The sequence below is a fragment of the Parablautia sp. Marseille-Q6255 genome (genome assembly GCF_951230155.1).
Classification (GTDB): domain Bacteria; phylum Bacillota; class Clostridia; order Lachnospirales; family Lachnospiraceae; genus Choladousia.
Genome location: NZ_CATNVD010000022.1, coordinates 63,259 through 71,223 on the forward strand (window position 1 = coordinate 63,259; position 7,965 = coordinate 71,223).

Annotated in this window: 5 protein-coding genes and 1 tRNA gene; all 6 read left to right on the forward strand. The window is 51.0% G+C overall.

Translation table 11 applies throughout. The features are described from left to right. Window positions 1–61: 61 nt before the first annotated feature. Window positions 62–2,194 (forward strand): DNA topoisomerase, encoded by a 2,133-nt coding sequence (locus tag QOX44_RS16205; protein WP_283684692.1) that lies wholly within the window; start codon window positions 62–64, stop codon window positions 2,192–2,194. 13 nt (window positions 2,195–2,207) lie between these two features. Then, window positions 2,208–2,873, forward strand: a complete 666-nt coding sequence (locus QOX44_RS16210) for an acyltransferase (RefSeq protein WP_283684693.1) — start codon at window positions 2,208–2,210, stop codon at window positions 2,871–2,873. 20 nt (window positions 2,874–2,893) lie between these two features. Beyond that, window positions 2,894–4,816, forward strand: a complete 1,923-nt coding sequence (locus QOX44_RS16215) for a DNA gyrase/topoisomerase IV subunit B (RefSeq protein WP_283684694.1) — start codon at window positions 2,894–2,896, stop codon at window positions 4,814–4,816. A gap of 66 nt (window positions 4,817–4,882) precedes the next feature. Beyond that, the gene (locus tag QOX44_RS16220; RefSeq protein WP_283684696.1) at window positions 4,883–7,120 is read left to right on the forward strand and encodes a DNA gyrase/topoisomerase IV subunit A; all 2,238 of its coding nucleotides are present in this window, start codon (window positions 4,883–4,885) and stop codon (window positions 7,118–7,120) included. Window positions 7,121–7,172: 52 nt separating this feature from the next. Then, window positions 7,173–7,640 carry a nucleoside deaminase gene (locus tag QOX44_RS16225; RefSeq protein ID WP_283684698.1) on the forward strand — a complete coding sequence of 156 codons (468 nt, stop codon included), beginning with the start codon at window positions 7,173–7,175 and terminating at the stop codon, window positions 7,638–7,640. Between the two features lie 80 nt (window positions 7,641–7,720). Continuing rightward, a tRNA-Gly gene (locus QOX44_RS16230) sits at window positions 7,721–7,791 on the forward strand. Window positions 7,792–7,965 lie beyond the last annotated feature (174 nt).

Here is a 7,965-nt window from a genome sequence, read left to right on the forward strand (position 1 = left end):
ATAGTTTTGTGGAGCAGCAGATGTGCAGGATGGGGGGGCTGCTTTGGATGGGAGGAAACAGATGAAGGATCTGTTTATTGCAGAGAAGCCAAGCGTAGCGCAGGAGTTTGCGAAAGCTTTAAAAGAGAATATGAGGCGTGGCGATGGATATCTGGAGTCTGATTCCTATGTGGTAACATGGTGCGTCGGACATCTCGTGACGATGAGCTATCCGGAGGTGTACGATGAAAAATATAAACGCTGGAGCCTTCAGACGCTGCCGTTTCTGCCGGAGCATTTTTTATATGAAGTGATCCCGAATGTCAAAAAGCAGTTTGCTGTTGTGAGCGGGCTTTTAAAACGGACAGACGTGCAGACCATCTATGTCTGCACGGACTCCGGGCGGGAGGGAGAATATATCTACCGACTGGTGGAACAGCTTTCCGGTGTAAAAGGAAAAACGCGCAGGCGCGTCTGGATCGATTCACAGACAGAAGAGGAGATTCGAAGGGGGATCCGCGAGGCAAAGGATCTCTCCGAGTACGATAATCTCTCTTCTGCCGCCTATCTGCGGGCAAAGGAAGATTATCTGATGGGGATTAATTTCTCAAGGCTGCTCACCCTGAAGTACGGCAATGCGATCTCGAACTATCTGGGGACGCGGTATTCTGTAGTATCTGTGGGGCGGGTGATGACGTGTGTGCTCGGGATGATCGTACGGCGGGAAAGAGAGATACGGCAGTTTGTCAAAACTCCGTTTTACCGGGTGATTCAGGAGCTTGAGATAAAGGGGCGCGCATTGTCGGGAGAGTTCCGTGCAGTAGAAGGATCTGCCTACTATCTCTCTGCGAAGCTGTATAAAGAAAACGGGTTCCGGGAGAAAAAGGATGCCAAAGAGCTGATCGGACAGCTTTTGCGTGAACATCCGCCGCATCAGCAGGAGGCGGCAGCCATGACGGTGGTGGATTCTATAGAAAAGAAAAAGGAAAAGAAACATCCGCCGCTGCTGTATAATCTGGCGGAGCTTCAAAATGAATGCTCCCGGATGTTTAAGATCAGCCCGGATGAGACGCTGCGCATCGTGCAGGAGCTGTACGAGAAAAAGCTTGTGACGTATCCGAGGACAGACGCAAGGGTGCTCTCTGGTGCAGTTGCAAAGGAGATCCATAAAAATATCGCAGGACTTCGCAGTTTTGGACCTGCGAAGGAGTTTGCACAGGAGATCCTGGATGGGCAGACGTATAAAGGGATCTCCAGAACGCGGTATGTAAATGATAAGCAGATCACCGACCACTATGCGATCATTCCGACCGGCCAGGGATTTGGCGCGCTTGGGAGTCTTAAAGGAAATGCATTCGGTGTATATGCTGCTATCGTGCGGCGGTTTTTAAGCATTTTTTATCCGCCGGCAGAGTTTCAGAAGATCAGTATGGTCACAGCGATGGGGAGAGAACGGTTTTTCTTTTCCTTTAAGGTCTTGCTGGAGGAGGGATATTTCCGGGTAGCGGGGAATCCCTATGATAAAAAAGGAAAGGCGGGACAGGAGATTGACGCAGGCACGGGGGCGCAGAGAAAGCGCGAAGGCACAGAGAAGGATGCAGAGGAAGCGGAGTTTGGAAAAGAGCTTTTAGAGGTGCTCAAAGGGCTGAAAAAGGGTATGGAGCTTCCGGTGAAAGCGCTTACGATCAGAGAAGGAGAGACTTCTCCGCCGAAGCGCTACAATTCCGGTTCCATGATCCTCGCGATGGAAAATGCCGGACAGCTGATCGAGGATGAGGAGCTGCGCGCGCAGATTAAAAGCTGCGGGATCGGGACGAGCGCTACCCGGGCAGAAATCTTAAAAAAGCTGGTGGCGAATAAATACATAGCGCTGAATAAAAAGACGCAGATCCTCTCGCCTACACTGCAAGGAGAGATGATCCATGACGTAGTATTTTACTCGATCCGTTCCCTTTTAAATCCGGAGCTTACGGCGAGCTGGGAGAAGGGTCTCAATTACGTGGCTCAGGGGACGATCACGAGTGAGGAATATATGATGAAGCTGGAACACTTTATCCGTTCCAGGACAGAAGGAGTGCTGCAGCTTAACAACCAGTATGCGATGCGGCCGCTTTTTGACGAGGCTGCAAAATATTATAAAGCAGACAAAAGCAGAACCGGGCGCCAGGGACAGAGTGTCCGGACCGCAAAGAAGGCGAAGCAGGTATCTGAATGAGGAGGATATGAAAATGGAAGCATGCAAGATCAGGAACTTATTTAATCTGAACGAGACGATCGCAGTCAGACTGTTTGACGGGGCAGAATATCCGTGGGAGGTATTGCCGAAGATCGGCGCATTTATTGTAGAGCTTGGGCAGACTCTCTCAGAAGAAGAATATGAAAAGCGGGGCGAAAATGTCTGGATCGCAAAGTCTGCCACGGTCGCTCCGACAGCGTATATCAATGGCCCGGCGATCATCGGAAAAGACGCACAGGTGCGCCACTGCGCATTTATCCGCGGGAATGCGATCGTTGGAGAAGGCGCTGTGGTAGGAAATTCGACAGAGCTTAAAAATGTGGTTTTGTTTAATAAGGTACAGGTACCGCACTATAATTATGTAGGAGACTCGATCCTGGGGTATAAGGCGCATATGGGAGCCGGCTCGATCACCTCTAATGTAAAGTCAGATAAGACGCTCGTCGTAGTAAAAGATGAAAAGGAGCGGATCGAGACGGGACTTAAAAAGTTTGGAGCAATGCTTGGAGACGAGGTAGAGGTCGGCTGCGGGTCTGTCCTCAATCCGGGAACGGTTGTCGGTCCGCATACAAATATTTACCCGCTTTCTTCTGTGCGTGAGGTGGTTCCTGCGGATTCCATCTACAAAAAGCGTGGCGAGGTAGCACAGAAGCACTGAAATGGAAAGGAAGCAGTAACATGGCAAAGAGCAATACGTACGATGCGAGCAGTATTTCTGTTCTGGAAGGGCTTGAGGCTGTCAGAAAACGTCCGGGAATGTATATCGGAAGTGTGTCCCGCAAGGGGCTGAACCATCTGATCTATGAGATCGTAGATAATGCGGTGGATGAACATCTGGCAGGGTACTGTTCGCAGATAGAGGTTTATCTGGAAAAGGATGGCTCAGCGACAGTTGAGGATAATGGGCGGGGGATTCCGGTAGGCATGCATGAAAAAGGGATGTCTGCGGAGCGGCTCGTCTTTACAACGCTGCATGCGGGCGGCAAGTTTGACGATACCGTCTACAAGACAAGCGGCGGCCTGCACGGTGTAGGCTCGTCAGTCGTAAATGCGCTGTCCACATGGCTTGATGTGCAGGTCATGCTCGACGGCAAGATCCATCACGACCGTTATGAGCGCGGCGTTCCGGTGATCGAGCTTGAGAAGGGACTGCTTCCGGTGATCGGAAAGACAAAGCAGACCGGGACGCGTATTCGCTTTTTGCCGGATCCGGAGATTTTTGAAAAGACCCGTTTTTCTGCCACGGAGTTAAAAAGCCGCCTGCATGAGACGGCTTATCTGAACCCCAGGCTTACGATCCATTTCGAGGATCGCAGAGGGGAGGAGACAGAGAAGATCACATACACCGAGCCGGAGGGGATCATCGGCTTTGTGCGCGAGCTGAACCAGAAGTCTGAGCCCGTCTGCGAGCCGGTTTATTTCAGCGGAGAGGCGGACGGCATGCAGGTCGAGGTCGCCTTCCAGTATACGAACGAATTTCATGAAAATGTGCTGGGATTCTGCAACAATATCTACAATGCAGAGGGCGGTACGCACCTGACCGGATTTAAGACGACGTTTACAACTGTGATGAACACGTATGCGCGCCAGATCGGGGTGCTCAAAGAAAAGGACAGCAATTTCACAGGGGCAGACATACGAAACGGTCTGACGGCGATCGTGTCAGTGAAGCATCCTTCGCCGCGCTTTGAGGGACAGACGAAGACAAAGCTGGATAATCAGGATGCGGTGCGTGCAGTCGGCAAGGTGACCGGAGAAGAGATCGTGCTGTATTTTGACAAGCACCTCGATGCGCTCAAGAACATTCTTGCGTGTGCCGAGAAGGCGGCAAAGATCCGCAAGACGGAGGAGCGTGCGAAAACGAATCTGCTGACGAAGCAGAAATACTCATTTGACAGTAATGGAAAGCTGGCAAACTGCGAGAGCCGGGACAGCAGTATCTGCGAGATCTTTATCGTGGAGGGAGATTCTGCCGGAGGCTCGGCAAAGACGGCGCGCGACCGTAATTTCCAGGCGATCCTTCCGATCCGGGGGAAAATCTTAAATGTTGAGAAGGCGAGCATTGACAAGGTGCTGGCAAATGCGGAGATCAAAACGATGATCAATGCATTCGGATGCGGATTCTCAGAAGGCTATGGAAATGATTTTGATATCACAAAGCTGCGTTATGACAAGATCGTGATCATGGCGGATGCGGATGTCGATGGCGCGCACATCAGTACGCTGCTTCTGACGCTGTTTTACCGTTTTATGCCGGAGCTGATCTACGAGGGGCATGTCTATATTGCGATGCCTCCGCTTTATAAGGTAATCCCGGCAAGGGGGAAGGAGCAGTATCTCTATGATGACAAGGCTCTGGAGCAGTACCGCAGGACACATAAGGGAGCATTTACTCTGCAGCGCTATAAGGGACTTGGAGAGATGGATGCAGAACAGCTCTGGGAGACAACGCTCAATCCGCAGACCCGCGTGATGCAGCGCGTGGAGATCGAGGATGCGCGCATCGCGTCCAGTGTGACACAGATGCTGATGGGGACAGAGGTTCCGCCGCGCAAGGCATTTATCTATGAGCATGCGCAGGAAGCACTGCTTGACGTGTAGGACAATGGGCTGTGACGGTACGCAGCTGACGTCTTACACGATAGTAAGGGATAAGGAGAAGGATTTATGGATGGACAGATAATCAGAGCCGAATATTCGGATATTATGCAGAAATCATACATTGACTATGCGATGAGCGTGATCATCGCGCGTGCACTTCCAGATGTGCGGGACGGGCTCAAGCCGGTACAGAGGCGGACGCTGTATGATATGTATGAGCTGGGGATCCGGTATGACAGACCGTACCGCAAATGCGCAAGGATTGTGGGCGATACGATGGGCAAGTACCATCCGCACGGTGACAGTTCCATCTATGAAGCGCTTGTCGTAATGGCACAGGAGTTCAAAAAAGGGCTGGCTCTTGTGGATGGACACGGCAATTTCGGATCGATCGAAGGAGACGGCGCAGCAGCGATGCGTTACACGGAGGCGAGACTGCAGAAGGTGACACAGACGGCGTTTCTTGCAGATCTGGATAAGGACATTGTGGACTTTGGACCAAATTTTGACGAGACAGAAAAAGAACCGCTCGTTCTTCCGGTGCGCATCCCGAATCTTCTGGTAAACGGATCAGACGGGATCGCGGTAGGCATGGTGACGTCGATCCCTCCGCATAACCTGTGCGAGGTGATCGATGCGGTCAAGGCGATGATCAGAAACAGCAGTATGACGACGGCAGACCTGATGAAATATATAAAAGGCCCGGATTTTCCGACCGGCGGGATCATTGTCAATCAGAATGAGCTGGCGGAAATCTATGAGACGGGACAGGGCAAGATCCGTATCCGGGGCAGGGTCGAGGTCGAGCGTGCAAAGGGCGGCAGGGAACGCCTCGTGATCACACAGATCCCGTATCCTATGATGGGGGCAAATATCGGGAAATTCCTCAATGATGTGGCAACACTTGTTGAGACGAAAAAGACGACAGATATTGTTGATATCTCCAACCAGTCCTCGAAGGAAGGGATCCGTATTGTTCTGGAGCTGCGAAAAGGGGCGGACATCGAGCGTCTGAAAAACCTTCTCTACAAAAAAACTAGGCTCGAAGATACCTTCGGCGTTAATATGCTCGCTGTTGCGAATGGAAGGCCGGAGACACTGAGCCTGAAACAGATCCTGGAGTATCACATTGATTTTCAGTTTGAACTGATGACACGCAAATACAGGAATCTTCTTGAAAAAGAAGAAAAGAAGAAAGAAATCCAGGAGGGTCTGATCCGCGCGTGTGATGTGATCGATCTGATCATTGAGATCCTGCGCGGCAGTAAAAGCAGAGATCAGGTAAAGGCCTGTCTGGTAGACGGCGTTACGGACGGGATCCGCTTCAAGTCAGAACGGTCGCGCAGGATGGCGGCGAAGCTTGCATTTACAGAGCCGCAGGCAAACGCGATCCTTGATATGCGCCTGTATCGTTTGATCGGGCTGGAGATTGAGGTCCTGATGAAGGAGCATGAGGAAACGCTTCGGAATATCGCACAGTATCAGGATATATTAAATCATTATGGATCTATGGCAGAGCTGATCATAAAGGAACTGGATGCCTATAAAAAGGAATTTGGCAGACCGAGAAGGACCTCGCTTGATAATGCGCAGCAGATCGTCCTGGAAGAGCAGAAGATCGAGGAGATGCCGGTCGTGTGCCTGATGGACCGCTTCGGGTATGTGAGGACGGTCGATGAAGCCGTCTATGAGCGGAACAAAGAAGCTGCCGACGCAGAGAGTCGATATGTGATCCACTGCCTCAATACGGATCGTGTCTGCGTGTTTACGGATACTGGAAGGCTGCATCTGCTCAAAGTACTCGATGTTCCGTACGGCAGGTTCCGCGATAAGGGGACTCCGGTAGACAATATCTGCAATTACAGCAGCAGCGAGGAGAATTTTATCGCAGTTATGGCGCTGAATGATATCAGAGATACGGTGCTGACCTTTGTGACAAAGCAGGCGATGATGAAACAGGTGCAGGGCTGTGAGTTCGATGTATCGAAGCGTACGATCGCGGCAACTAAGCTGCAGGAAGGGGATGCAGTCGTAGCGGTACACGCGGCGCCGGAGCAGGCACATGTCGTACTGGCAACAAAGGGCGGCTACTTTCTGCGTTTTCCGGTATCCGAAGTGCCGATCAAGAAAAAAACGGCAGTCGGTGTGCGGGGGATGAAGCTTTCAGAGAAGGATGAGATCACGGATGTTTACTGGCTGGAGGGCACAGAGGTGCCCGAGGTGACCTATCATGACAAACCAGTGTCCATTAACCGTCTGAGGATCAGCTCGCGCGATACAAAGGGAACAAAAACGAGGCTGTAGGCGGCGCACGGCACAGACAGACCGCTGCGCAGAGGGAAAAAGGAGACAGAACATGACGGCAGATGAAAAATATATGCAGGAAGCCATCAGGCTTGCGAGCCTTGCCGCAGAGCATGGCAATGAACCATTTGGAGCAGTACTGGTAAAGGGAGACGAGATCGTCTGTACAAACGAAAATCAGATTTACACATCCTCTGATCCGACCGCTCATGCGGAGCTGGGCCTGATCCGGAAGTTTTGTGCGGGAACAGGTATCACAGACCTGAGGGAATATACGCTGTATTCCAGCTGTGAACCGTGCTTTATGTGCTCAGGAGCGCTTGTATGGATGAAGCTTGGGCGGCTTGTGTACGGGGCGTCAGATCTTGACCTTGGCAAAATCCTGAACACACAGGGAAGCGAGTGCAGCCGCACAGTATTTGAACAGTCCTTCTGGAAACCGGAAGTGACAGAAGGTGTGCTGCGCCAGGAAAGCATTGCTGTTCTGGAAAGCTATTTTGAAAATCACGAAAAAGGATGAGTCTGGTGAAAATTTAGAAAATAATATGCTTGCAATTTTATCGCAGTGTGGTATAATGAACCAGTCAGATAATATTGCAGGCGGATATAGTTCATTGGTAGAACACCAGCTTCCCAAGCTGGATAGGCGGGTTCGATTCCCGTTATCCGCTTTTGTGTGAGTCCGGAAAACCTTTAAAACAGAGGTTTTTCGGACTTTTTTTATTGTGTCACGGTAAAAATAAACCCCCTGCTATGCAGGGGGAGGGTGAATCTTTAGATATAAGTATGAGCTCCTGTGCTAAAATGAAAGTGGGTCTGCAAAACCACAAATAAAATAGCACAGG